This window comes from Nonomuraea sp. H19 (assembly GCF_052068215.1).
Classification (GTDB): Bacteria; Actinomycetota; Actinomycetes; order Streptosporangiales; family Streptosporangiaceae; genus Nonomuraea.
In genome coordinates this window covers 22,487-45,421 of record NZ_JBQHCV010000031.1, presented here as the reverse complement: position 1 = coordinate 45,421, position 22,935 = coordinate 22,487, and the positions used below count along the sequence as shown (strand labels likewise).

27 protein-coding genes are annotated in these 22,935 nt (G+C 70.1%); 14 read left to right on the top strand and 13 right to left on the bottom strand.

Translation table 11 applies throughout. The features are described from left to right. Positions 1 to 18: 18 nt before the first annotated feature. Positions 19 to 1,554 (top strand): long-chain-fatty-acid--CoA ligase, encoded by a 1,536-nt coding sequence (locus ACTMTI_RS46440; protein ID WP_441127258.1) that lies wholly within the window; start codon positions 19 to 21, stop codon positions 1,552 to 1,554. On the opposite strand, the gene ACTMTI_RS46435 is transcribed toward ACTMTI_RS46440, so the two are convergent. Continuing rightward, positions 1,551 to 1,766, bottom strand: coding sequence for a hypothetical protein (locus ACTMTI_RS46435; RefSeq protein ID WP_441127257.1), 216 nt, complete (start codon positions 1,764 to 1,766; stop codon positions 1,551 to 1,553). The genes ACTMTI_RS46440 and ACTMTI_RS46435 overlap by 4 nt on opposite strands. A gap of 5 nt (positions 1,767 to 1,771) precedes the next feature. Further along, complete coding sequence (locus ACTMTI_RS46430; protein ID WP_441127256.1) at positions 1,772 to 2,362, bottom strand: hypothetical protein; 591 nt, start codon at positions 2,360 to 2,362, stop codon at positions 1,772 to 1,774. Between the two features lie 69 nt (positions 2,363 to 2,431). Between ACTMTI_RS46430 and ACTMTI_RS46425 the strand changes: the two genes are divergently transcribed. From ACTMTI_RS46425 to ACTMTI_RS46405, 5 genes are all read left to right on the top strand, one after another. After that, complete coding sequence (locus tag ACTMTI_RS46425) at positions 2,432 to 2,632, top strand: AAA family ATPase (protein WP_441127312.1); 201 nt, start codon at positions 2,432 to 2,434, stop codon at positions 2,630 to 2,632. Positions 2,633 to 2,642: 10 nt separating this feature from the next. Next, complete coding sequence (locus tag ACTMTI_RS46420; RefSeq protein WP_441127255.1) at positions 2,643 to 3,308, top strand: HAD family hydrolase; 666 nt, start codon at positions 2,643 to 2,645, stop codon at positions 3,306 to 3,308. Between the two features lie 10 nt (positions 3,309 to 3,318). Then, positions 3,319 to 4,251: a phosphotransferase gene (locus tag ACTMTI_RS46415; protein WP_441127254.1), complete on the top strand. Its 933-nt coding sequence runs from the start codon at positions 3,319 to 3,321 to the stop codon at positions 4,249 to 4,251. A gap of 138 nt (positions 4,252 to 4,389) precedes the next feature. After that, the gene (locus ACTMTI_RS46410; RefSeq protein ID WP_441127253.1) at positions 4,390 to 4,539 is read left to right on the top strand and encodes a hypothetical protein; all 150 of its coding nucleotides are present in this window, start codon (positions 4,390 to 4,392) and stop codon (positions 4,537 to 4,539) included. A 55-nt stretch (positions 4,540 to 4,594) separates the two neighbouring features. Continuing rightward, on the top strand, positions 4,595 to 4,720 hold the full coding sequence (locus ACTMTI_RS46405) for a hypothetical protein (RefSeq protein ID WP_441127252.1): 126 nt from the start codon (positions 4,595 to 4,597) through the stop codon (positions 4,718 to 4,720). A gap of 1 nt (position 4,721) precedes the next feature. Here ACTMTI_RS46405 and ACTMTI_RS46400 read toward each other — a convergent pair whose 3' ends face one another. Together ACTMTI_RS46400 and ACTMTI_RS46395 are read right to left on the bottom strand one after the other, a co-directional pair. Next, on the bottom strand, positions 4,722 to 4,958 hold the full coding sequence (locus ACTMTI_RS46400; RefSeq protein WP_441127251.1) for a hypothetical protein: 237 nt from the start codon (positions 4,956 to 4,958) through the stop codon (positions 4,722 to 4,724). Positions 4,959 to 4,968: 10 nt separating this feature from the next. Continuing rightward, complete coding sequence (locus ACTMTI_RS46395; protein ID WP_441127250.1) at positions 4,969 to 5,637, bottom strand: TetR/AcrR family transcriptional regulator; 669 nt, start codon at positions 5,635 to 5,637, stop codon at positions 4,969 to 4,971. 48 nt (positions 5,638 to 5,685) lie between these two features. Between ACTMTI_RS46395 and ACTMTI_RS46390 the strand changes: the two genes are divergently transcribed. Next, a complete protein-coding gene (locus ACTMTI_RS46390; protein ID WP_441127249.1) occupies positions 5,686 to 6,660 on the top strand; it encodes a zinc-binding dehydrogenase in 975 nt (324 codons plus the stop codon). A 65-nt stretch (positions 6,661 to 6,725) separates the two neighbouring features. On the opposite strand, the gene ACTMTI_RS46385 is transcribed toward ACTMTI_RS46390, so the two are convergent. From ACTMTI_RS46385 to ACTMTI_RS46370, 4 genes are all read right to left on the bottom strand, one after another. Beyond that, on the bottom strand, positions 6,726 to 7,985 hold the full coding sequence (locus ACTMTI_RS46385) for a class I SAM-dependent methyltransferase (protein WP_441127248.1): 1,260 nt from the start codon (positions 7,983 to 7,985) through the stop codon (positions 6,726 to 6,728). 9 nt (positions 7,986 to 7,994) lie between these two features. Then, positions 7,995 to 9,353, bottom strand: a complete 1,359-nt coding sequence (locus ACTMTI_RS46380; RefSeq protein ID WP_441127247.1) for an FAD-binding oxidoreductase — start codon at positions 9,351 to 9,353, stop codon at positions 7,995 to 7,997. 130 nt (positions 9,354 to 9,483) lie between these two features. After that, positions 9,484 to 10,455: an NAD(P)-dependent oxidoreductase gene (locus tag ACTMTI_RS46375; protein ID WP_441127246.1), complete on the bottom strand. Its 972-nt coding sequence runs from the start codon at positions 10,453 to 10,455 to the stop codon at positions 9,484 to 9,486. After that, complete coding sequence (locus ACTMTI_RS46370; RefSeq protein ID WP_441127245.1) at positions 10,452 to 11,981, bottom strand: protein kinase domain-containing protein; 1,530 nt, start codon at positions 11,979 to 11,981, stop codon at positions 10,452 to 10,454. The genes ACTMTI_RS46375 and ACTMTI_RS46370 overlap by 4 nt, the downstream gene beginning before the upstream one ends. Positions 11,982 to 12,099: 118 nt before the next feature. Here ACTMTI_RS46370 and ACTMTI_RS46365 point away from each other — a divergent pair, with 118 nt between their 5' ends. Continuing rightward, positions 12,100 to 13,221, top strand: coding sequence for a CaiB/BaiF CoA transferase family protein (locus ACTMTI_RS46365; RefSeq protein ID WP_441127244.1), 1,122 nt, complete (start codon positions 12,100 to 12,102; stop codon positions 13,219 to 13,221). After that, positions 13,218 to 14,369 carry a cytochrome P450 gene (locus ACTMTI_RS46360; protein WP_441127243.1) on the top strand — a complete coding sequence of 384 codons (1,152 nt, stop codon included), beginning with the start codon at positions 13,218 to 13,220 and terminating at the stop codon, positions 14,367 to 14,369. Before ACTMTI_RS46365 ends, ACTMTI_RS46360 begins: the two co-directional genes overlap by 4 nt. Here ACTMTI_RS46360 and ACTMTI_RS46355 read toward each other — a convergent pair. Both ACTMTI_RS46355 and ACTMTI_RS46350 read right to left on the bottom strand, forming a co-directional pair. After that, positions 14,347 to 14,499 (bottom strand): hypothetical protein, encoded by a 153-nt coding sequence (locus tag ACTMTI_RS46355; RefSeq protein ID WP_441127242.1) that lies wholly within the window; start codon positions 14,497 to 14,499, stop codon positions 14,347 to 14,349. The genes ACTMTI_RS46360 and ACTMTI_RS46355 overlap by 23 nt on opposite strands. Before the next feature lie 130 nt (positions 14,500 to 14,629). Next, positions 14,630 to 15,082: a GyrI-like domain-containing protein gene (locus ACTMTI_RS46350; RefSeq protein ID WP_441127241.1), complete on the bottom strand. Its 453-nt coding sequence runs from the start codon at positions 15,080 to 15,082 to the stop codon at positions 14,630 to 14,632. 96 nt (positions 15,083 to 15,178) lie between these two features. Here ACTMTI_RS46350 and ACTMTI_RS46345 point away from each other — a divergent pair, with 96 nt between their 5' ends. Then, a complete protein-coding gene (locus ACTMTI_RS46345; protein ID WP_441127240.1) occupies positions 15,179 to 16,618 on the top strand; it encodes a GuaB1 family IMP dehydrogenase-related protein in 1,440 nt (479 codons plus the stop codon). A gap of 6 nt (positions 16,619 to 16,624) precedes the next feature. Here ACTMTI_RS46345 and ACTMTI_RS46340 read toward each other — a convergent pair whose 3' ends face one another. Beyond that, on the bottom strand, positions 16,625 to 17,380 hold the full coding sequence (locus tag ACTMTI_RS46340; protein ID WP_441127239.1) for an SDR family NAD(P)-dependent oxidoreductase: 756 nt from the start codon (positions 17,378 to 17,380) through the stop codon (positions 16,625 to 16,627). Between the two features lie 75 nt (positions 17,381 to 17,455). Between ACTMTI_RS46340 and ACTMTI_RS46335 the strand changes: the two genes are divergently transcribed. From ACTMTI_RS46335 to ACTMTI_RS46325, 3 genes are all read left to right on the top strand, one after another. Then, entirely contained in the window at positions 17,456 to 17,830 is a 375-nt protein-coding gene (locus ACTMTI_RS46335; RefSeq protein ID WP_441127238.1) for an FKBP-type peptidyl-prolyl cis-trans isomerase, read from the top strand. Between the two features lie 222 nt (positions 17,831 to 18,052). Then, positions 18,053 to 19,576 (top strand): ATP-dependent DNA ligase, encoded by a 1,524-nt coding sequence (locus ACTMTI_RS46330; protein ID WP_441127237.1) that lies wholly within the window; start codon positions 18,053 to 18,055, stop codon positions 19,574 to 19,576. Positions 19,577 to 19,818: 242 nt separating this feature from the next. Then, entirely contained in the window at positions 19,819 to 20,502 is a 684-nt protein-coding gene (locus ACTMTI_RS46325; protein ID WP_441127236.1) for a septal ring lytic transglycosylase RlpA family protein, read from the top strand. Between the two features lie 129 nt (positions 20,503 to 20,631). On the opposite strand, the gene ACTMTI_RS46320 is transcribed toward ACTMTI_RS46325, so the two are convergent. Continuing rightward, positions 20,632 to 21,225, bottom strand: coding sequence for a DUF1707 and DUF4870 domain-containing protein (locus tag ACTMTI_RS46320; RefSeq protein WP_441127235.1), 594 nt, complete (start codon positions 21,223 to 21,225; stop codon positions 20,632 to 20,634). Positions 21,226 to 21,358: 133 nt separating this feature from the next. Between ACTMTI_RS46320 and ACTMTI_RS46315 the strand changes: the two genes are divergently transcribed. Continuing rightward, complete coding sequence (locus tag ACTMTI_RS46315; protein WP_441127234.1) at positions 21,359 to 21,703, top strand: hypothetical protein; 345 nt, start codon at positions 21,359 to 21,361, stop codon at positions 21,701 to 21,703. Between the two features lie 69 nt (positions 21,704 to 21,772). On the opposite strand, the gene ACTMTI_RS46310 is transcribed toward ACTMTI_RS46315, so the two are convergent. Next, a complete protein-coding gene (locus ACTMTI_RS46310; protein WP_441127233.1) occupies positions 21,773 to 22,840 on the bottom strand; it encodes a DUF4192 domain-containing protein in 1,068 nt (355 codons plus the stop codon). Positions 22,841 to 22,935 lie beyond the last annotated feature (95 nt).

The window sequence follows — 22,935 nt, the reverse complement described above, 5'->3', positions numbered from 1 at the left end:
CAGGAGGAGGAAGTCGTCATGCTCAATCTGTCGATCGTCCTGGAGGACAGCGCCAGGAACGCCCCGGACGGCACGGCCATCGTCTTCGGTGACATGCGGCTGCCATTCTCGATGATCGACACTGTGGCCAACCAGGTCGCGAACCTGCTGGTGACGCGGGGTATCGGCAAGGGGGACAAGGTCGCGCTGGCGTGCCCGAACCTGCCGTACTTCCCGTTCGTCTACTTCGGCATCCTGAAGGCCGGCGCGACGGTGGTGCCGCTCAACGTGCTGCTCCAGTCGCGCGAGATCGCCTACCACCTCGACGACAGTGACGCCAAGGCGCTGTTCTGCTTCGAGGGCACGCCGGAGCTGCCGCTCGGCGAGCGCGGCAAGAGCGGCTTCGAGGCCGCGGCGGGCTGCGAGCACTTCTTCGTGCTCCCGGCCACCCCGCTCGCCACCGAATCCGAGTACGGCGAGTCGATCTGGGCCGCGCTCGGCGGGATGGCGAGCGAGTTCGAGACCGTGCAGACCGCACCCGACGACACCGCCGTGATCCTCTACACCTCCGGCACCACGGGCCAGCCCAAGGGTGCCGAGCTCAGCCACCAGAACATGCTGCTGAACGCCATGGTCAACGACAAGATGTTCCCCAGCTCCGACGGCGGGGACACGTTCCTGGCGGTGCTGCCGCTGTTCCACTCCTTCGGCCAGTCGGTCGTCATGAACACGGGCTTCCTGCGCGGCGCCACCGTCGTGCTGATGCCGCGCTTCGACCCGGGCGAGGCCCTCGCGGTCATGGCCAAGGAGAACGTCACGTTCTTCGCCGGTGTGCCGACGATGTACTGGGGCCTGCTCACCAAGATCCACGCGGAGGGCGCGGAGGTGCCCCGCTCGCTGGCAGTGGCCGTGGCGGGCGGCTCGTCGTCGCCGGTCGAGGTGCTCAAGGACTTCGAGCAGACCTTCGGCCTCGGCATCCTGGAGGGGTACGGGCTGTCGGAGACCTCGCCGGTGGCCAGCTTCAACCAGCCCGGCCGGGTCACCAAGCCCGGCACGATCGGCACCCCGATCTGGGGCGTGCAGATGAAGCTGATCGACGGCGACTGGAAGACCGTCGAGGGCGAGGGCCCCGGCGAGATCGCCATCCGCGGCCACAACGTCATGAAGGGCTACTACGGCCGCGCGGAGGCGACTTCCGAGGTCATGCGGGACGGCTGGTTCCGCACCGGCGACATCGCCACGCGGGACGCGGACGGCTACTACGCCATCATCGACCGGGCTAAGGACATGATCATCCGTGGTGGGTTCAACGTCTATCCGCGGGAGCTCGAAGAGGTCCTGGTGACCCACGAGGCCGTGTCGCTCGCCGCCGTGGTGGGAGTTCCGCACGAATCCCACGGCGAGGAGATCAAGGCGTACATCATCAGGACGCCGGGCGCGACGATCACCGAGGACGAGCTGATCGCCTGGGCCAAGGACAACATGGCGGCCTACAAATACCCCCGGATCGTCGAGTTCCGCGATTCCCTGCCGATGACGGCCACAGGCAAGATCCTCAAGCGCGAGCTCCGCTAGGACAACCACCAGGCGCGGGCGGCACCCGCGCCTGGCGCGGCGTCATAGAGAAGCTGGTACGCGCCAGTGGGGTCGGTGGCAGCGCCGCTGCGGGCCAATTCGAGGTGCCGCTCGGCCTGGACGAGAAGCAGATCAGCGTGTTGGCGGCTGGGAGGCACCCGTTGCAGTTGCCCGGCCGACAGCATCGCTTCGATCTCATCGCGTCCTTGCATCCACCTCATACTTCGCCTTCCTGGATCAAGGGATACAAAGGCTTGCCGCGTACGGACGCGACGAAGGGATCGGGACCATCCTGGCGCCAGGACGCCGAACTGATCCGGTGGATGTTGACCTCACGTCCCAGGGCGCGCTCAGCCGTGCGCGCAGCAGTGTATAGGTCGTCGTCGTCCGCTGTGCCGATCACGAGAACATCGACATCTTTTGGCGGCGGGCCGGGATGATTGGCGAATCTCGCGGCCCAGGATCCATAGATGTACGCCTCCTCGATCCCTGGGATGTCGCGCAGCAGGGGCTCCAGGACGGCGGCGGGACCGTACGTCACGGCCAGCAGATCCGTGAGCGGTTTCGCCATGATGGTGTCCGTGTTGGCACGGAGCAGCCGAAGGTTGCCGCGTCTCCGTTCGATCAGCAATCCCGCTGCCACCAGACGATCCGCCTCGCGACTCAGCGTGGGCTGTGTCGCCCCGAGGAGTTTGACCAACTCAGCGATCGAGTATTCATCATCGGGATGGAGATAGGTCCAGGCCAGGAACTCTCCCACGGTGTTGGAGCGGAAGAGGGGCAGGAGCGAGGGCGCGTTACTCCTCATAAGTGAATTGTATCATTCAGTTATGACATAGATACTGCGTAGCGGGCTGGGCCGTGGCAACCCTGCCTCATATCCGAAGACAACGAGCACGACGTAGCTCTCACCGGAGGGCCGGGCTCCGGGAAGGGCACGCTGGTCGAGCATCTGCGCCGCTCGCTGGGGTTCCATACCCGGCCAGAGGCCGGACCCGCGATCATCCGGGATTGGGTGGCGAGCTCCGGTCGGGCGTTGCCGTGGGTGGTCCCCGGGTTGTTCGCCGAGCGGACATAGACTCCCGATCATGATGCGCCCCCTGGCCCTCTTCGACCTGGACAACACGCTGATCGACCGGCTGGCCGCGTTCGAGCGGTGGGCCGCCGAGTTCGCCGCGGAGCGGGAGCTGGGCGATGGGGCGGCGTCCTGGCTGGTGGAGACGGACGCGGACGGGTCGATGCCCATGGACGCGTTCTTCGGTCTGGTACGCGAGCGGTTCGGGCTGGCCGAATCGGTGGACGAGCTGTGGCGGGCCTACCGTGCGCGGCTGCCGTACCTGGTCACGTGCCGTGATGAGGTGTTGGACGGGCTCGATCGCTTACGGGCGGCCGGGTGGGCGGTCGGGATCGTGACGAACGGGATGACCGACAACCAGACGGGCAAGATTGAGCGTACGGGGCTGGCCGCGCGCGTGGACGGGTGGGCGATCTCCGACGCCGAAGGCGTGCGGAAGCCCGATGTGCGGCTGTTCGAAATCGGCGCCAGGCGGTGTGGCACGTCGTTGCGCGGTGGCGGATGGATGGTCGGGGACGACCCGGTGAAGGACGTCGCAGGTGGGCGGGACGCGGGGCTGCGGACGATCTGGATCGACCGCGGGATGGTCACCGGGGGCGGAGCCGATCACGTCGTGACCGATGTGATCGCGGCTTTCGAGCTGTTAATCCGGATGAGGCGGGCCGATCGGGCTCGATAGCGTGATCGTCATGCGAGATCGACCGGAGGAATTCGACCAAGGACTGCTGCGGCCCGCGCTGCGCGAGTGGGGCATCGACGCGGACCGGCTCGACTACGCGCCGGTGGGGTTCGGCGACTATCACTGGGTCGCCGACGAGCGGTGGTTCGTCACCGTCGCGGACGTGCGGCGCAAGTCGTACGACGAGCTCGGGCGGGCCATGGACACGGCGGCGGCGCTGAGCGAGGAGGCGGGGCTGGACTTCGTCGTGGCGCCGCTGCGCGCGGCCGACGGCGCGACGCTCCGGCGGCTCGACCGCCACCGCTACGCCATGAGCGTCTTCCCGCTCCTCGGCGGCGCCGCCGGCCATTTCGGCGAGGAGCAGGCCCCGGACGAGCGCGCCATCGTCATCGACCTGCTGGCCGAGCTGCATCGTACGCCTGCGCCGCTCTCCACTCCCGTCCGCCCGGTCGAGCTGGCGAATCGGGCCTGGCTGGAGGACGCGATCCAGGAGACGAACCGGCCCTGGCTGGGCGGCCCGTACGCCGAGCCCGCCAGGGAGCTGATCGCGGAGCACGCCGGAGTGCTGCGCCGCCGCCTGGCCGACCTCGACCGGCTGGCAGACAAGACCGGCGAGTCCGTCGTCACGCACGGCGAGCCGCACCCGGGCAACCTGCTGCGGGCGGGCGAACGGCGGCTGCTGGTCGACTGGGACACGGTGGGGCTGGCCGTCCCCGAGCGCGACCTGTGGCTGGTCGCCCGGGATCCCGCCGACCTCGCCCGGTACGCCGACGCCACCGGCCACACCCCGGACCCGACCGCGCTGGAGCTCTACCGGCTGCGGTGGGCCCTGGACGACGTGGCCGAGTTCGTGGCGTGGTTCCGCTCGCCGCACGGGCGCACGCCGGATGCCGAGCAGAGCTGGGACGGACTCTCGGGCACCCTGGAAGGGCTGGCGCGGTAGGGCCGCCTTCGCACGCACCCCTCCGCCGACGTCGGCCGGGACGCCGGACTCGCGGCTCGCGGATGGCGGCGCGCGCCCGCGGCCCCGCACCGCAGCCCGTCACGGCCGACCTCGACGCCACCCCCGCCGATCGTGGTGATGAGCCGCCTCCCCGGCGGGCGCGCCGGCCCGGCACACGTCCACGCGCTGGCCGCCGCCCTCACCCGCCTGCACCGGGCCGTACCGGAAGCAGACCTGCCCGAGCCGGCCTGCTTGACAACTGACCTGCGCGTTCACACCGAGAGCTGACTGATTGTAATCTATCAGTCACGATAAGCGATCAGGTGAGGCAAGAGGAGGTCGCGTGGGCAGGCATGAGAAGCCCCACAGCCCCAAGGACACGCCCGAGGAGCCGCAAGAAGGCCCCAACCGTGACGAGCACCAGGTGAGCCGCGGCAAGCACGCCGCCCCGCCCAAGGACGGGAAGTAGTTCACCTGGTGAAGAGGTAGTTGCGCCGTCGCGTGCTCACCTCTTCCGTCCGGTTCCAGCGGCGCCCGTGCCATACGTGCATGCGGTAGCCGCGCTCGATCAGCGAGCCCGCCACCTCGGCGGAGGTCCTGCCGTACTTGTCGAGGTGGCGGTCCTCGATCTCCAGCAGAGCATCGGGTGGTCCGTGCCCGGTGTAGTGGGCACCCGGACGCCGTACGCATCCTTGAGTGCCCCCCATGTCTCCCACCTTATGGGGTTCGGACCTCGCCCCCGGCCTCGGAAAGAAGGGCCACGGCCATCCCCTGGACGGAACGGGTGAAGCGGCGCGGATCGCCGGGCGGGGTCAGGTGGCGGATGAGGTCGCCGTCGAAGACCGCGAGGATGGCGTGGGCGAGGAACTCGGCGTCGAGGTCGGGGCGTGCGGCGGCGAGCAGGGTGCCGAGGTGGCGGTGCCAGGACAGGTAGCTCGGGTCGGCGTACTTGTCCTCGGCGCAGGCCTGCTCGTGCGCGGCCAGCAGGACGGCGTTGCCCTCGGCGATCGCGCCGAGCCCGTCGAGGAACGCGAGCAGCCGCTCCCGGGCGGGCGCGCCGGGGCCCAGCGGCGGCGGGCCGTGCGTGACGGCGTCGCGCAGCTCGCGCGACCTCTCCTCCAGCAGTGCCTGCAGGAGCCCGGCGCGACTTCCGAAACGGCGGAACACCGTACCTTTCCCCACCCCGGCCAGGGCGGCGACGCGATCGAGCGACACGTGATCGCCACCGCCCTCGGCCAGGAGCTGCTCCGTCGCACGCAGGACGGCCTGGCGGTTGCGAACCGCATCGGCGCGCTCGGTGCGGCGTTCGGTCCGCTGGGTGCTATGGGCGCGCCCCGCCCCTTCGGCGCGCTCCGCCCTTCGGACGCGGTCTGCGCCCTCCGCCATGGCGGTCCTCATTTCCCTGTTGCGGACTGTTGGTCCGAATATGCTAGCGTGCCACACGAAGCGGACCGACAGTCCGGATACTTTTTTCTGCATCCCTGGAGATGGTCATGCACGCTCTGGTCGTCGATCCCGACGCCCCCCGGTTCCCTGCGTCTCACCACGGCCCCCGAGCCCGAGCCCGCGCCCCACCAGCTTGTCCTCGACGTCCGCCATATCTCGCTCAACCGCGGCGAGGTCGCCTTCGCCGGCCGGCGGCCGCCCGGGACCGTGCACGGCTACGACGCCGCGGGAGTCGTGGCACGTGCCGCGGCGGATGGCACCGGACCGGCCGCGGGAACAAGGGTCGCGGCGTTCGGCCCCGGCGCCTGGGCGCAGCGGATGGCGGTGGACACCACAGCCGTGGCGGAGGTCCCCGACCGGGTCGATCTGGCCGACGCCGCCGCCCTGCCGATGGCCGGCATCACCGCGCTCCGCACCCTGCGTTCCCGCTCCATCCTTGGCCGCCGAGTGCTGATCACCGGCGCGGCCGGCGGCGTAGGCCGGTACGCGGTCCAGCTCGCGGCCCTGGGCGGCGCCCACGTCATCGCCTCGGTAGGCTCGCCGGCCCGCGCCGAGGGCCTGGCCGAGCTGGGCGCCCACGAGGTGGTGATCGGCCTGGACAGCATCGATCAGCCGGTCGACCTCATCCTCGACAACGTGGGCGGACCCCAGCTGGCCGCCGCCTGGGAGTTGCTCGCGCCAGGCGGGGGCGTGCAGAACATCGGCTGGGCGTCCGGCGAGCCGGTGGTGTTCGCGCCGTACTCGCTGTTCTCCATCGGCGCCGCGAAGACGATGAGCACGTTCGGCGACGTCCACGAGGTCGGACCCGACCTCGCCACGCTGCTCGGCTTCGTCGCGGCCGGCAAGCTGTCACCGGAGGTGGACTGGCGGGGCCCGTGGGAGCGGGTCGCCGAGGCCGCCCGGGCGCTGATCGATCGCAAAATCGCGGGCAAGGCGGTCGTGGACGTCGGTTGGCTTGCGTGAACCGCAAACTCCATCGCGGTTCACGCAAGCGCACAGGTCCTTGGGAGTCCCTGGAAGGGCTGGGCTCAGGGCCAGTTGAGGGCTGGGCGGAGAGGGACGCTGGAGCGGCCGTTCTGGTCCAGTTTGACGCCGAGCACCTGGTGGAGCTGGATCTTGTTGCGTTCGAAGCCCACGATGCAGCCGGCCATGTAAAGAGCCCACACCCTCGCGGTGCCCATGCCGACCTCCTGGACCGCGTCCTCCCAGTTGGCGTCCAGGTTGTCGCACCAGTGCCTGAGCGTCTTGGCGTAGTGCTCGCGGAGGTTCTCCTCGTGGCGGATCTCGAAGCCCGTGTCCTCCATCTGCCTGACCAGCCAGCCCACCGACTCCAGCTCGCCGTCGGGGAAGACGTACTTGTTGATGAAGCCGCCCTTGTTGAACGTCTTCTCCTTGCCGGTCGGCCTGGTGATGCAGTGGTTCAGCAGCCGGCCGCCGGTCTTCAGCTTGCCGTACAGGAAGGAGAAGTACGACGGGAGGTTCGCCTTGCCGATGTGCTCGGTCAGGCCGATGGAGCTGACCGCGTCGAACCCGGTCTCCTCGACGTCGCGGTAGTCCATGTGGCGCACCTCGGCCAGGTCCTGCAAGCCCGCGTCGGCGATGGCCTTCTGTGCCCATTCCGCCTGCTGCTTGCTCAGGGTCACGCCGAGCGCCTTGACGCCGTAGTGCTTGGCGGCGTGCATGACCATGCCGCCCCAGCCGCAGCCCACGTCGAGCAGGCGCATGCCGGGCTTGAGGTCCAGCTTGCGGGCCACCAGGTCGAACTTGGCGTATTGGGCCTCTTCCAGCGTCGCGTCCTCCCCCGGGAAGACGGCGCAGGTGTAGGCCATGGACGGGCCCAGGACCCACTCGTAGAAGCGGTTGGAGACGTCGTAGTGGTGGTGGATGGCCTCGGCGTCGCGCTGCTTGGCGTGGCGGGAGCCCAGCCTGGCCAGGGTGCTGTGCCGGACTTCCTGCGGGGGTGGGGGCACGCGCATGAGGAGCGGCTTGACGCCCAGCGAGCGGACCGCGGCGATCTTCTCGGAGGTGGTCAGGTCGTTGGTGGTGATGTTCCACATGCGGTCGAGCAACGTGTAGAGGTCACCGTGCACGTCGATGTGACCGGCGATGTACGCCCTGGCCAGGCCCAGCTCCCCCGGGGCTTGGGCCAGGTACGCCACCGCGATCGGGGATTTGACCTCGAGGGCGAGGTCGGCCCCGTCCGGACCTGCCTTACTGCCGTCATAGGCCATGAACGCGATGTTCGCGTCAGCGCCGACGATCTTCTCAAAGATGGTTGCGAGAGCCATCGACTCAACTCACCTTCCCCGCACACATTTGTCGTACAGGTCCAGCAGGCGACCGTTCCGGTCGTATTCCCGCTTTACCGGCCAGTAGGCGTCGCCGTTGTACAGCTGCCAGAACTGCTCGCGAGCGTAGAAAGAGGTGGAGTAGAGCGACTTGTGACCGTCGAGCTCGTGCACCGTACGCTCGATGAGCTGGTTGTAGTAGCCGTCGAACTGTCCGCGTGGCAGCGGCACCATTCCCCAGAAGCCGAAGTTGACGTAGAGCTTGCCAGGCTCCAGCGGGTAGAGCGGCCAGCGGGAGGCGGCCCGCAGCGGGCACATCCACACCGGCGTCATGCCGACTTTGTCGTGGAAGAGCTCCAGGAACTCCGCGCCGCGCTCGATGGGCGTCTCGACGTCCTGGATGACCGACTCCTGCACCGGCTGGCCGCGCCAGCGGTCGATGCGGGCCGTCACGCCGAGCTTCCGATCCAGGGCGACCAGGCGGCGGTAGACGTCGGATCGCATCCAGCGGCGGGGCATGAGCGAGCGGACCACCGGCTGCTGCACGCCGAAGGCGCGCGAGCACCAGAACCAGTCGGTGTCCCAGCGCCACAGGTAGTCGCGGATCGTCAGCCAGTCGCGGTTGCGCTGCCTGATCGACTGGTAGTAAATGCGCATGCCGGTGTAGTCGGAGATGTAGGGGGCGCGGTCGGAGAAGCGGCCGACCGTGATGTACATCTCGCCCGGCTCGAAGAAGACCCCGTCCACGAAGTCGACGCTCTCGCCGTCGTGCACCATGCTGTCGCAGATCTCCTGCATGGCGAGCATGCATTTGGCCGCGTCGGTGAACTTGACGTGCGTGAGGTGCACGTACGGCTGGACCTGGCGCAGCTTGATCTTGATGCGCAGCGCGTAGCCGAGGGTGCCGTAGGAGTTGGGGAAGGCGCGGAAGAGGTCGCGGTGCTCGTTGTCGTCGCGGGCCACGACGACGCGGCCGTCGCCGGTGAGGATCTCGAGCTCCTCCACCGACTCGTGCGGCAGGCCGTCCCTGAAGCTGGTGGACTCGATGCCCAGCCCGGTCACAGCGCCACCCAGAGTGATGGTCTTGAGCTGCGGCACGACGTACGGCATGAGCCCGTGCGGGAGTGTGGCGTCGACCAGGTGCTCGTAGGTGGTCATGCCCTGGACCTCGGCCGTCATGGTCTCGGGGTCGACACTGATGACCTCGTCGAGATCTTTGGCCGAGAGCTTGGCCGTTTTCGCGGAGTCACGGAACCTGAAGAGGTTGGACGTCGATTTGGCCAGCCGGGGCGCGGCATCACCCGGGATCTCGGCGTACGACTGCCGGATCTGCTCTACTGCCCGTTGGTGTGTCGACAGCGTCGTCACGAAAGCACCCCCTTGAGCTGGTAGAGATCGTCCAGAAGACGTTATCTCTCGCGGGCGACCTCGACCAGACCGGGGTCGTTAAAGACACGAAAACTGTTCATAGTGCCAGGTGAAATGCGCATACAACGGGTTATTCCGTAAACTTTCTACAGATAGTGGCAGATGCGCCGTTGAGCACGCCGTCCACTTCGCGGCCCTCGATCGCGGCGGTGAGATTGTCGAGCGTGGCCGCGAGCAACCGGCCCGTGGCCTCCGGGGTGACGCCGGCGACGTGCGGGGACAGCAGGACGTTCGGCAGCTCGCGCAGCGGGTCGTCGGCGGGCGGCGGCTCGATGTCGAACACGTCCAGCGCGGCCCCGGCCAGCTGCCCCTGACGCAACGATGCGACCAGGGCCCGCTGGTTCACGACGCCGCCGCGTGCGGCGTTCACGAGCAGGGCGCCCGGCTTCATGCGGGCCGGGTCGATGAGGTCGCGGGTCTCGTCCGACAACGCGATGACGACCACCACGACGTCACTGTTCGCGACCAGCGTCGCCAGGTCCTCGAAGGCGGGGTCTTCGCGGGGCGTGCGGGTCCAGAACGACACCTGGCAGCCGAGGGCGCGGAACATCTCGGCGCAGGTCACACCGATCGGGCCGTAACCGACGACGCCGACCCGGCGGCCGCGCAGTTCGTGAGGTTGCAGGCCCTGCTGCGGCCATTCGCCCGCGCGTACGGCGGCGTCGGCGGCGACCAGCTTGCGCGACAGCGCCAGCGTGGCGGCCAGGCACCACTCCGCGACCGCGACGGCGCTGACGCCCGGCGTGTTGGCCAGTGGCACCCCGGCCGCGGCCAGGGCGGCGAGGTCGTGCCCGTCCACGCCCACGGAGGGCTGCTGGACGAAGGCCAGCCGGGGCGCGGCCTTGACCGCCTCGGCGTCCAGCGCCAGTGTGCCCGTCCAGTCGCCGAGCACGATCTCCGCCTCCGGCAGCGCCGCGAGCATGGCGTCTTTGTCGCGGGCCGCGGGCACGTGGACGTCCACCCGGTCGCCGAGCGGCGCCAGCAGGTGGCGCATCACGTCCTCGGGGAGCGGCGGCAGCGCGAGCAGGTTCCAGGGGCTCATGTCCCCACAGTAAAGCTGTTGATCACCTGCCGCATCAGTCCTCTGCTACGGAGCCACTGGTTCTCGGCGACCGTCCAGGACAGGATGTACGCGGTGTCGCCGATGGCCAGCGCCCTGCGTACCTCGCGGTAGCGCGTGCCCGGCGTGGCCCACGGCGCGTCGCCGGCCGCGCCGGCGGTCCAGGAGAACTGCCATTCCACGGCTCTGACGCCCTGGTGCGTGACGGTCCTGCGGCCGCGGTTGACGACGTTCTCGGCATTCTGCGAGAGCGTTTCCCCCGAGTCGCGCATGATCTCGTTCGGGTCGAGTTTGGAGTAGATTGCCTGGACTCCGAGATGCGCGTTCCCGTCCCGGCGCGTCCACTCGGTGTAGGCCTCCTGCCGCGCGCCCTTCCAGCCGATCGGCCGCATGATCGACCAGCCGTCGGGCGACGTCCACGCCCGTACGGCGGGAGCCGCCCGCGTCACGCTCGGCGTGGGCGTCGCGCTGGGCGCCGGCGTCTGGGCCGCGCTCGGCGTGAGCGGACTGGTCGCCGCGGCCGGCTGGGCGCTCGCGCGGGGGGTGCCTTCGGCGGGAGAGGCGAACTTGAAGTAGCCCGCCGCGCCAACGGCGACGACCAGCGCCGCCGCCGCGCCCCCGGCGATCAGCGCCCGGCCGCGGCCGCCGCCCTTCTTGTCGGGCACGTCCCGGTCGTCGGCGGCGGGCTTGGTCGCGGCGATGGCCTCGAGCAGCCGGTCGGCCTCCTCGGCGTCCACCCGGTCCTCGGGTTCCTTCCGCAGCAGGCCGCGCAGCACCGGGTGCATGATCGGCGGGATGCGCCGGTAGTCGGGCTCCTCGCTGAGCAGCGCGTTGAGCGTGGCCATGGGGTCGCCCCGCTCGAACGGCGAGCGCCCCACCATGCACGCGTACAGCGTGGCGCCCAGCGACCACAGGTCGGAGGCCGGGCCCGCGTCGGCGGCGCGGACCCGTTCCGGAGCCAGGAAGCTCGGCGAGCCCGTGACCATGCCGGTGCTGGTGAGCGACGAGTCGCCCTCGACGGTGGCGATGCCGAAGTCGGTGAGCACGGCCCGGCCGTCCTCGGTCATGAGGATGTTGCTGGGCTTGACGTCCCGGTGCAGGATCCCCGCCTCGTGGGCGGTCCTCAGCGCCGACAGCACCTGCCTGCCCACGGCGGCCGCCTCGCGCACCGGCAGCGCGCCCGTGCTGAGCACGACCTCCTCGATCGTCGGGCAGCGCAGCAGCTCCATGACGATCCACGGGCGGCCGTCTTCCTCGACGACGTCGTAGATGCCGACGACGGACGGGTGGTTGAGCTTGGCCGCCGTACGGGCCTCGCGGACGGTACGCATGAGATGGCGTTCCTGGTCGCCCGGCGACAGCCCGTCCGGCAGCACCACTTCCTTGATGGCGACCTGCCGGTTGAGCAGCGTGTCCCGGCCTTCCCAGACCACGCCCATTCCCCCGCGGCCCAGCTCGCGCACTAACTCGTAGCGTCTGGCGATGAGCCGGTTGCTTTCCGAAACCATGTCCGTCCCCTGTAGAACACCACGAACAGTGGGCAAGTTTCCCATACCTCGTACAACTTCGTCCGAAGGTCACGAAGCCGGGTTGCCACAGGTCACCGAATGTTGTTCTACTGTGGGCATGTCTGAAGTTCGCCAGGGTCCGCTGGCCGGGGTACGTGTGCTGGAGCTCGCCGGGCTGGCTCCCGGTCCGTTCGCGGGGATGATGCTGGCCGATCACGGCGCCGAGGTGCTGCGGGTGGACCGGGTCAAGGCGGTCTCCGACCGGCCGCGTACCGATGTCATGGACCGCGGCAAGCGCACGATCGGGCTGGATCTGAAGGCGGCTGAGGGCGTGGCGGCGTTCAAGGAGCTGGCGCGGCACGCCGACGTGGTCATCGAGGTGTTCCGGCCGGGCGTGGCCGAACGGCTCGGAATCGGGCCCGACGATCTGCTCGCGGTGAACGAGCGCCTGGTCTACGGGCGGATGACCGGCTGGGGGCAGGACGGGCCGCTGGCGCCCAGGGCCGGGCACGACATCGACTACATCGCGATCTCCGGCATCCTGTCGATGCTGGGCCGCGCGGGGGACAAGCCGACGCCGCCGATCAACATCCTGGGAGACTTCGCCGGCGGCGGGCTCATGCTCGCGTACGGCGTGCTGCTCGCCCTGTTCGAGCGCGAGCGCACCGGGAAGGGCCGGGTGATCGACGCGGCCATGGTGGACGGGGCGGCGATCCTGTTCTCGATGTTCTACCACGCCGTGCAGAGCGGGTTCTGGGGGCCGCGCGGCACGAACCTGCTGGACACCGGGGCTCCGCAGTACGACACGTACGAGACCGCCGACGGGCGGTTCGTCGCGGTGGGAGCGCTGGAGCCACAGTTCTGGGACGCGATGGTGACGCTGATGGGCCTGACCGACCTGCCCGACAGGAACGACAGTAGCCAGTGGCCCGCGCTGAAGGCCCGCCTGGCGGCGGAGTTCAGGACCAGGACGCGGGCCGAGTGGGAGGCGATCTTCGAGGGCTCGGACGCGTGCGTGTCGCCGGTGCTGTCCATGGACGAGGCCGCCGCCCATCCGCACAACGTCGCCCGCGGCTCCTTCACCGAGGTCGGGGACGTCAGGCAGCCGCTGCCCGCGCCCCGCCTGCTGGGCACGCCCGCACCGGACCTCTCCCCCGCCACCCGGCTGACCGACCTGTCCGGCTGGGGCCTGTCCCAAGAGGACGCCGACAAGCTGCGCGACCAGGGGGTGCTCGCATGATCGACTTACTCGACGGCGACCTGTACGCCGGCGACCCGACCCCCGTCTACGCCTGGCTCCGCGAGCACGCCCCCGCCTACCACGACGCGGCCAACGGCCTGTGGGGCATCTCCCGCCACGCCGACATCTCGGCCATCGAACGCGACCAGAGACTGTGGACCAGCACCGTCGGTTACCGCCCCCAGCTGCCGTCCGACCCCTCGATGATCGGCATGGACGATCCCGAGCACGCCGAGCGCCGGCGTCTCGTCTACCGCCGCTTCACGCCCCGCCACGTGCGCGAGCAGTACGCCGCCCGGATCCGCGCGGTCGTCGTCGAGCAGATCGATCGGGCGCTGGAGCGGGGCCGGGTGGACGCGGTGACCGAACTGGCCGCACCGCTGCCGGCCCGCGTGATCGGCTGGCTGCTGGGGTTCCCCGACGAGGAATGGGCGCGGCTCAAGCACTGGTCCGAGACCACGATCGTGGCCGGCGGCGGGCTGCGGTACGTCACGCACGAGGCCGCCGTCGCCGCCGGCGAGTACGGGCAGGCCGTGCTGGACCTGGCCGCCGAGCGCCGCGCCTGCCCGCGCGACGACCTGCTGTCCCTGTGGTGCGCCAGCCCCGACTACGACGACGACCACCTGGCGAACGAGGCGCTGCTGCTGCTCGACGGCGGCGCCGAGACCACCAGGACGGTCATCGCCACCGCGATCGACGCGCTGATCCGCCATCCGGGTCAGTGGCGGCTGCTGCGCGACGAGCGGGGGCTGATGGAGGGGGCGGTGGAGGAGTTCATCCGGTGGACCACGCCGATACTCAACATGTGCCGCGCCGCCACCCGTGACACCGCGCTGCACGGGCAGGCGATCGCGAAGGGGCAGCAGGTGCTGCTCATGTACGGATCGGCGAACCGGGATCCCGAGGTGTTCGCCGACCCGGACGTGTTCGACGTGACCAGGAAGCCGGGCGGGCACATCGCCTTCGGCCTGGGCACCCACTTCTGCCTGGGTGCCGCGCTGGCCCGGCTGGAGCTGCGAATCTTCTTCGAGGAGTGGCTCGACCGGGTGGCGGAGGCGGCCTGGGCGGACGACGCCGGGCCGCGGATCCTGCCCAACGCCTTCGTCCGCGGCGTGACGTCGTTCCCTATCGAACTGCGGCCGCGCTGAAGGCCGAGTAGTCCTTCAGCGCGATCGAGTCGTGCAGGCGCACGCCCTTGCTGCTGATCTTGGCGGCGGCCCTGGTGACCCCGGCCGGCAGGCGGTCGATCAGCCACACCGCCGAGGCGAGCGCCCACAAGTCGAAGCCGGTGCCGGGGACGATGCGCTTGGCCGCGTTGACGGCGCGCGGTGGAATACGCCCACCTGCCGATGGAGCAGGTCAAGCCGGCGGCCACCGAAGCGGCGGCCGCCGCGCTCGGATTTCCTGGTCAGACGGCGATGTAGAGGTCCACGCCCTCCGGGTGGTGCACCTCGAGATCCGTCGTGAACGCGCGGGACGGGGTGCCGCCCGACTCGGTGTGCTTCCGCACCTGCTGCCACGCCTCGGCGAGCGCCTGCGGCAGCTGGCCGCGGGCCTGGACCTTCAGCACCTGCGCGGCCGGCACGCGCACGGCCACCATGCCCTCGGGCAGCCGCGGCACGGTCCGCACGGCGATGCCGACGATCTCCGTGTAAGCGCCGTTGTGGTCGCTCTCGTAGTCGGTCAGCACGGCGTAGAGGTTCTCGTCGACGCGTCCGGGCACGTGCGCGAAGGCCCCCGGCGCCCCCGCCCGCTGCCACAGCGTGGGCAGTTTGGCCCGCGCCGGATCCATTTCATCGGCGTTGGTGGTCCGTATTGCGAAGCCGACCACTGTCAGCTCAGCCCGATCAGCGATGTCCACAGGCCCTCCCTCCCCAAATGTGTCCCGGCCGATCATAAGCCCCCGAGAAACGGGGAAACCCCTTGTTGACCCTGTCCCCACATAAGATGGTTGAACGTGAAGTTTCTTAATGACCTCGAGCCGCACCACGATCTGACCTACAGCGACGTTTTCATGGTGCCGTCGCGCTCCTCGGTCGGTTCGCGGCTCGCGGTCGACCTCTCCACCCATGACGGCACGGGCACCACCATCCCCATCGTCGTCGCCAACATGACCGCGGTCGCGGGCCGTCGCATGGCCGAGACCGTGGCGCGGCGGGGCGGCATCGCCGTCATCCCGCAGGACATACCGCTGGACGTGGTGGCGAACGTGGTCGACTGGGTCAAGAAGCGCGACCTCGTCCACGACACGCCGCTGACGCTGACTCCCCACGAGACCGTCGGTGAGGCCATGCAGCTGCTGCCCAAGCGGGCGCACGGCGCGGTCATCGTCGTCGACTGGGAAAACCGGCCCGTCGGGGTCGTCACCGAGGCCGACTGCCAGGGCGTGGACATGTTCACGCAGCTGTCGCAGGTCATGTCGAGCGAGCTGCTGACGCTGCCGGCCGGGCTCGACCCGCGCACGGCGTTCGACCGGCTGCACGAGGGCCGGCACCGGCTGGCGCCCATTGTGGACGGCGGCGGCCGCCTGGTCGGCATCCTCACCCGTACGGGCGCCCTGCGCGCCACCCTTTACCAGCCCGCGGTCGACGCCCAGCGCCGCCTGCGCATCGCCGCGGCGGTCGGCGTGAACGGCGACGTGGCCGCCAAGGCCAAGGAGCTCCTGGAGGCCGGGATCGACTGCCTGGTCGTGGACACCGCGCACGGCCACCAGGAGAAGATGATCTCGGCTCTGCAGGCCGTCAAGGCGCTGGATCCCGGCGTGCCCGTCGCGGCGGGCAACGTGGTGACCGCGGAGGGCGTACGCGACCTCGTGGCCGCCGGCGCCGACATCCTCAAGGTCGGCGTCGGGCCCGGGGCCATGTGCACCACGCGGATGATGACCGGCGTGGGGCGCCCGCAGTTCTCCGCCGTCCTGGAGTGCGCCGCCGAGGCCCGCCGCCTGGGCCGGCACGCGTGGGCGGACGGCGGCGTGCGGCACCCGCGCGACGTCGCCCTGGCGCTGGCCGCCGGGGCCTCGAACGTGATGATCGGGTCCTGGTTCGCCGGCACGTACGAGTCGCCGGGTGACACCCACACCGACGCCAACGGGCGCAAGTACAAAGAGAACTACGGCATGGCCTCCGCGCGCGCCGTGCGGCTCAGGACGGCCGAGGACTCGGCGTTCGAGCGGGCCAGGAAGGCGCTGTTCGAGGAGGGCATCTCCACGTCCAGGATGTACCTGGATCCGAAGCGGCCCAGCGTGGAGGACCAGATCGACGCGATCGTGGCGGGGCTGCGGTCCGCGTGCACGTACGCGGGGGCGTCGAGCCTGGAGGAGCTCCACCAGCAGGCGGTCGTGGGGATCCAGAGCACGTCCGGCTACACCGAGGGCATGCCGCTGCACCAGAGCTGGTGATCTTCTTCAGGTGCGCCGCCAGCCGCCGGCCGCGTTGATCCCGCCGTCCACGTGCACCGTCGTCCCCGTGACGAACCTGGCCAGATCGCCGGCCAGGAACACGGCCGCGCCTGCCGCCTCCCCTGGGTCGCCGAGACGGCCGAGCGGCGGCACGCGTACCGGCTCATAAGGCAGCGGGCGGGCCAGCATGCGCTCGCGCACGCCCTCCTCGCCCTCGGTCCGGAGGGCGTCGGGCGCGATCGCGTTCACCCTGATGCCCCTCGGCGCCAGCTCCAGGGCCAGCGATCGCGTCAGGCTCTCCAGAGCGGCCTTCATCGCCGCGTACACCGCGAACCCCGGCGCGGCCTGGTGCGCCTCGCTCGAGGTCACGTTGATGATCGAGGACCCGGGCGACATCAACGGCAGCAGCCGCCGGATCATGCCGGTGACCTGCGTGAAGTTCTCCTCGATGAGGACCTGCTCGCCGCGCGGCGAGGTGTCGGCGAACGCGGCGTGGAAGGTGCCGCCCGCATTGTTGACCAGCACGTCGACGCGGCCCCAGCGCTCGCGTACGGCCTGGGCGAACACCTCCACGGCCATCTCGTCGCGCACGTCGAGCGTCATCGCCAGCTCGGCGTCCGGCTTGTCGCGGTCGCAGACCGCGACGTGGGCGCCGAACGCGGCGAACGCCTCCGCGATCGCCAGCCCGATGCCTCGCGCCGCCCCGGTGACGACGGCCACGCGCCCGGTGAGCAGAATCGCGTCGGGAGTAAGGGCGGCCATGAACGATGACGATATCCCGAGAGCATAGAGTCGTCGGGTCAATCTCATCGTCGACAATCGCAATTGGAGCACTTCGTGGCACTCGAGAAGCCCGAGATCGACTTCCCCGAGGGCAACCCGCCCGCCGACCTGGAGATCGTCGACCTGATCGAAGGCGACGGTCCCGAGGCCAAGCCCGGCCACCAGGTTCGCGTCCACTACGTGGGCGTCGCCTTCTCGACCGGGGAGGAGTTCGACGCGTCGTGGAACCGCGGCGACGCGTTCGAATTCCCGCTCGGCGGCGGACGCGTCATCGCGGGCTGGGACCAGGGGGTCGCGGGCATGAAGGTCGGCGGCCGGCGCAAGCTGGTCATCCCGCCGCACCTCGGCTACGGCAGCCGGGGCGCGGGCGCCCGCATCAAGCCGAACGAGACCCTCATCTTCGTGGTCGACCTGCTCGGCGTGCGCTGAGAAGGCGTCGGCACACGTCAGCTGACGGACACCGATCTCGTGGACGTCGGCTGGCGTGTGCCACCTCGCGGGATCCGCGGGCATCCGCGGAACGGGGACATCGGGCGTGCGCCTCCTTCCGGCCTGTGCGTCGGACGGACATCGCCGAAGGCGCGGCACGACCTCGACACACTGCGCTGATATCGGATAGGGAATGTCGGCGGCGTGAGGCACGATAGGCGTGTGCTTCTGATCGACGTGGTCCGAGTTTCCGAGGCGGTGACGCGCACGTCCGCCAGGCTTGGCAAGATCGCCCATCTGGCGGAGCTGCTGGGCCGGGTCGGCCCGGACGAGGCGGAGATCGCGATCTCCTACCTCTCGGGCGAGCTGCCCCAGCGGCAGGTGGGCGTGGGCTGGCGCACGCTGGAGGACATCCCCCAGCCCAAACTGCTCGCCACCGCCACGCTGACCACCGTCGACGAGCTGCTGACCAGGATCAAGTCGGTCGCGGGCCCCGGCTCGCAGGCGGCGCGCAAGGCGCTGGTGGCCGAGCTGTTCGCGGGGCTGACGAGCCAGGAGCAGCAGTTCATGCTCCGGCTGCTGCAGGGCGAGCTGCGCCAGGGCGCGCTCGACGGCGTCATGATCGAAGCGGTGGCCAAGGCGTCCGGCGCGCCGGCGGCGGACGTGCGGCGGGCGCTCACGTTGCGCGGCTGGCTGCCGGCCGTCGGGGCGGCGGCGCTGATCGGCGGGGTGGCGGCGCTGCACGCGTTCCGCCTCGAGGTGGGCCGGGCGGTCTCTCCCATGCTGGCCGGCAGCGCGCCCAATGTCGCCGCGGCCCTGGAGAAGGCCGGCGGGCCGGCGGCGCTGGAGTGGAAGCTCGACGGCGTCCGCGTGCAGGCCCATCGCTCCGGCTCCGAGGTCAGGGTCTTCACTCGTACGCTCGACGACATCACGCCGCAGGTCCCCGAACTGGTCGAGGCCGTCCTGGGGCTGCCGTCCGAGGACCTGGTGCTGGACGGCGAGGTGATCGCGCTTCGCCCGGACGGCCGGCCGCACCCGTTCCAGGTCACGGCGAGCCGGGTGAGCAGCAGGAGCAACGTCGCCCACCTGCGCGAGCAGACGCCGCTGAGCGTGTTCTTCTTCGACGCGCTGCAGGTCGACGGCGAAGACCTGCTCGACCTGCCTTACGCGCGACGCCAGGAGATCCTGGCCCGCGCGGTCCCCCAGGGGCTGCTGACGCCGCGGCTCGTCACGGGTGACGTGGCGGAGGCGGAGAAGTTCTTCACCGACGTGGTGCGGGCCGGGCACGAGGGCCTGGTGGTCAAATCGCTGTCCTCGCCGTACGCGGCGGGCCGCCGGGGCGCCGGCTGGATCAAGGTCAAGCCCCGCCACACCCTCGACCTGGTGGTCCTGGCCGCCGAGTGGGGCCATGGCCGCCGCCAGGGCAAGCTCTCCAACCTGCACCTGGGCGCGCGCGACCCGGAGGGCGGGTTCGTGATGCTCGGCAAGACCTTCAAGGGCCTGACGGACGAGCTGCTGGCCTGGCAGACCGAGCGCTTCCTGGAACTGGCCGAGGGGCCGACCGACGCCTGGACGGTCAACCTGCGGCCCGAGCTCGTCGTGGAGATCGCCTTCGACGGCGTGCAGCGCTCGCCCCGCTATCCCGGCGGCATGGCCCTCCGCTTCGCCCGCGTCCTGCGCTACCGCCTGGACAAGCGGGTCGAGGACGCCGACACGGTGGACACGGTCCGCTCCCTCATGTTCTGACGCTGATCGGATACGTCAGCGGGACGCGGATCCGTCCCAGGTCGTCATGGGCATCTCGTGACCAAAGTGAGATGTATCACCGAATGTCCCATTAAGTTGCCTTTACTTCCCCTTTGTCGCATATGTTCGTCCTCACCGTGCGGGATCCCCCATCCCGTCCCCGGATCGGCCGGCTGCGACTCCTCCAACCCCGTGGCCTGGCCTTTCCCTGCCCTATCCCCTAGCCAGGACCGTGGTTCACCTTGGGTCAGCACTCTCAGAAACCGTCCCCCTCCGGCAGGCGCCGCTGGGCTGCCATCGCGGCGGGCGCCGCCATCATCGCCACCGGCTCGACCGCCGCCTGGGCGGCCATCTCCGGCGACGACTCCCCCAAGAGCGCCGCCGCTCCGAACCCGGCCCCCACCCAGACCACCGCCGCCAAGCCCGCCGAAACCACCGGCCGGCCCGCGACCCCCAACGAGGCCGCCCGGCAGTCCAGCCCGAAAACGCCCTCCCCCGCCCCGAAGCCTCTGGCGGCCGCGCCCGCGAAGACCACCAAGCCTCCGCAGCAGCCTGCCGAGGCCAGGACGGAGACCGCGAAGAAACCGGTCGAAGCCACGAAGCAGCCGGTCGAGGCTAAGAAGTCCAGGGTCCGCGTGCTGTCGTCCGGTGCGTGCGGCGCCTCGTTCTACGACGAACCCCAGATGACGGCCAGCGGTGAGCGCTTCAACCCCTCCGCCATGACCGCCGCGCACAAGACCCTCCCGCTGGGCAGCAAGGTCCGCGTGATCAACCCCAACACCGGCGAATCGGTCACCGTCCGCATCAACGACCGCGGCCCGTACGTCGGCGGCCGCTGCCTCGACCTGTCCGCCGCCGCCTTCTCCGCCATCGGTAACACGAGCGCGGGCGTCATGAGGGTCAAGTATGAGGTTCTCGCCCGCTGAGCCACCGGTCGGCGGGCATTCGCCGCGCGCCTCGCAAAGCCCGGATGACCTCCGAAAACCGCCGCCCCGCGGAGGTCATGGTCTCGGCGCAGGGCGGGGGTGATCTGCCGGGACATCGAGCCTATGGCGTCATTTCACCAGGCGGAGGGTCATGGGATAGCGGAAGCTGCTTTCGGACAGGGCCGAGACGCCGCCGACGACGCCGAGGACGACCGCCGCGACCCAGATGAACGGGATCAGAATGACGCCCACGACGGTGAACGGCAGCAGGATCGTCGCCCCCAGCACCGTGAGCTGGAAATTGAGCGCCTCCACGGCATGCCTGCGAATGTAGGGGGACGTCTTGCCCATCGCCAGGAGCAGAACGAGCGGGCCGGCGATCGGGAAGCCGAGGAGGGTCAGCAGGTGGGCGGCGGCTGCGCCGAGCCGTTCGTTGCTCTCCGGCGCGCGCTCAGAGCGCACCGGCGGCGGCAGCGGAGCGAGCCGGGGCACGGCCTGAGCGCCGTACAGCTCGGTCATGATGGGCATCAGGTCACCGTGGGTGCGCGCCGTCATCGCGCGCTCCAGCCGGTCGTCGAACTCGAGCTTGTCGAAGCGGCCCTCCGCGTAAGCGGCCTTGACGTGCTCGACCACGTGCTCTCGGTCCTGGTTGGTGACGCGCAGTTGAGCTGGCGGCACCTGTCCCGGCCCAGGGGTTGTCGGTACCCCAGCCATAATCGCCATGCCTCTCCTTAGTGAGTCGGGCAGTCACCTCTCATACTGCGTCCTGGAATTCGACGGCGGTATCGGGAGAATCCCCGATCTGTCCCCTAGATCATCCCCGACGCAAGCGCGCCAGACGGTATAAAAAGGATTCATGAGATGGCGAGACCGCTACGGCCTTCGTCGGCGACGCGGCCCTAAAATCGCGAAGTTCGACCGTGAGGCGACAGACGCCGACATCGAAGCGCTTATCGCCTTTGCCCGTTCGCGGCGTGGCGTCGAGTTTTATGTCGAGCCAGAGACTTTTGCCACCGACACGACCGCCGTGGCGGTGGCCGACGACGGCGAATGGACCAGGCGCAGGGTCGGCTCCCCCGCAGTGATTCACAAGGTCGCCCGCGATCTTGCCTTGCCGGTGTACGACGTTCAGCTCACCGGTTATCCCCAACGCATGCGCGCCTACAACGAGCGCCGCCGCCGTGAGGAGGGCAGCCTCTAGCCCGCACCCCCAGGTCATACGTGTCACCCCCCCGCCAGCCCGCTTGGTCGCCGTGCGCCGGCCGGGCGGTCATGCCCGTGGGTCCTCCTCGTCCAGGAGGTTGACCAGGGGCAGCAGCCAGCCACTGTGAGCCGCGCCCATCGCCGCGTCGAGTTCGGCCGGGGTGGGGAGGCGGCCGCGCATGATGGCGGGCGAGAGCAGGTTCTGGAGTGCGTGCATGAGCAGATTGGCCATCGAGTAGCCGGGGTCGATCGACAGGGCGCGTTCGAGGGCGATGGTGGCCTGGACGCTGTCTCCCGCTCGCCAGGCGGCCATGGCCAGCAGGGCCGCGGCGGGTGGCGTGAAGCGGGGCTCCAGCCTGCGGGTCAGGTCCTTCCACAGTGAGACGTGGGACTCGTGCATGAGGGTCCAGCCCTCGTCGCGGACCCTGATGATCGTCAGGTCCAGGCCCAGTCTCGCCGCCTCCGCGTCACTCAGGCGGCCGCCTTCGGTTTGCGTGGTCAGGGCCGAGCGGATCCTGGCCAGGCCTTCGGCCACGAACTGCGCGGCGAAGGCGTCCAGGTCCGTGGCGGCCGCGAGCCGGGCGCGGGTCTCGGCGATCGCGTCGGCCGTGGCGCGGCGCATCGCCATCCGCACGGGGCCGGTGACGGGAGCGATGGTGCCTTCCAGGGCCTCGCGGTCGGGGAGCGCCACCATGCCGCGCACCGTGGCCTCGGCGGCGATCTGGCTGCTGGAAGGGTCGTACGGGGTCCCGTCCGCCGGGCAGCACATCGGCAGGTCGCAGACGTATGACCAGTAGCGGCCCTCGTGGGCCCGCAGCGCCTCGCTGACGCGGACGCCGGCCTCGGCCGCCACGAGCCGGGCCTCGTCGACCGCCGGGGTGACCAACTCGCCCGGCCCATAGCCGATGACGACGGCCTGCGTGACGCCTTCGCGGTCGAACAGGGGCGCCAGCGGGGCGAGGCTCCCCGGCGGGAGCGGCAGGCCCCATCTGACGACCATCTTGGCCTGGCCGCCGTCGAGGCCGATCACGATCAGGCTGCTGTTCGGGTGGAAGCCGACGAGGTAGGGGACGGCGGACAGGATGTCCGCGGGGCTGGTCAGGGTGAGGCAGGACTCGGAGGTGTTGGTCGTCATGGACGGCAAGGGTGCCGGAGGCGGGGGTCGCGCCGCGGGCCAGAAAGCGGTTCTGGGGATGAAGGAGGAGCGCCTGGCCGCGCTTGTGGACAACG